The 1273-nt window shown below is 44.2% G+C and carries 2 protein-coding genes; both read right to left on the bottom strand.

All coding sequences use genetic code 11. The annotated features are described in order from the left end of the window. A partial coding sequence (locus tag B806_RS0105010) for a biotin/lipoyl-binding protein (protein ID WP_017402710.1) occupies window positions 1–614 on the bottom strand: 614 nt, incomplete at its 3' end. Next, window positions 611–1273, bottom strand: a 663-nt coding sequence (locus B806_RS0105005; protein WP_017402709.1) for an ATP-binding cassette domain-containing protein, incomplete at its 5' end; no start/stop codon positions are given. The genes B806_RS0105010 and B806_RS0105005, both read right to left, overlap by 4 nt.

Raw genomic sequence — 1273 nt, 5'->3', positions numbered from 1 at the left:
TTTTGCAAATCATTTGCTTCACGACGTAAACGTAAAACCTCGACCTCACTTGCTGCACCTTTAGCAACCAAAGGCTCTGTCATCGCCAGTTCTTGTTGTACTAACTGTAGAGCTTGCCTAAAACCCGCAAGGGTTTGTTCAAGATCAGCACGACGCGAGCGATATAATGCAGTTTCTTCTTGTACTAACTTTGGTTCTTTCATCACAATTTCAGGAAAAACCAAAGATGTACCGTTTACTTCCGCACGTAAACGCGCTGCTGTCGCCTGAGCAGAGATCAGCAAAGATCTTGATTCACCGACATTAGAGGCAAAACGGGTTGGATCGAGCTGTGCAAGAATTTCGCCTTTTTGAACGATGTCACCTTCTTGTACATTCAGCTTAGTTAGAATACCGCCTTCTAAAGACTGGATGACCTGCTCTTTAGATGATGGAATGACTTTACCTGTACCAGTAGAAACTTCTTCAAGTTTAAATACCCACGCCCAGATAAAGAAAATAACCAAGCCAATACCGACAATCCAGATCACTAAACTGGCACGTGGTAAGGGTGGCTCACTATAAGAGACATTCATTGAACGGGTGAGTTGTTGTTCTTGTTGTGGTTCGCTCATGAATTACCCCCTTGGCTCACTTGTTTTTGTTGGGCTGTTGATTGATTGAGTACCTGATCTCTTGGACCGTCCATCACGATCTTGCCTTCATTCACGACAATAATACGGTCTACAAGTTCTAATACAGCGCGGCGGTGGGTCGCAACGACCAAGGTCCGATGTGCCAGCCAACCTTTTAAATGATCAATCAGTTGTTTCTCTGCCACGTCATCAATGGCTGCTGTCGGTTCGTCTAACAATAAAATGTTAGGTTGACGAATCAATAAACGAGCCAGTAACAACGCTTGTTTCTGACCACCAGAGAAACCAACACCACCTTCTAAAATCAGGTGATCTAGCCCTTCTTTTTTCTCTTGAACAAAAGGTAATGCACCAGTCACTACTAACGCACGAAGAATCTCTTCATCCGTTGCAAGCGGCGCGCCTAAAGTGAGGTTTTCACGAATCGTACCGTAGAAAAGATGCGCATTCTGGTTAAGTAAACCCATATCACGACGTACATCAGAAGGGTCAATTAATGAAAGATCGAGACCATCTAAATGTACTGCGCCTTGAGTTGGAACTTGCATACCAGATAGAAGCTGGAGCAGTGTCGACTTACCTGCACCGTTACGCCCCAATATGGCAATTTTTTCACCAGCACGAATTTTTAAATGACG

It is taken from the genome of Acinetobacter sp. TG2027 (assembly GCF_000302435.1).
Classification (GTDB): domain Bacteria; phylum Pseudomonadota; class Gammaproteobacteria; order Pseudomonadales; family Moraxellaceae; genus Acinetobacter; species Acinetobacter pittii.
This window is presented reverse-complemented; position numbering and strand designations above follow the sequence as displayed.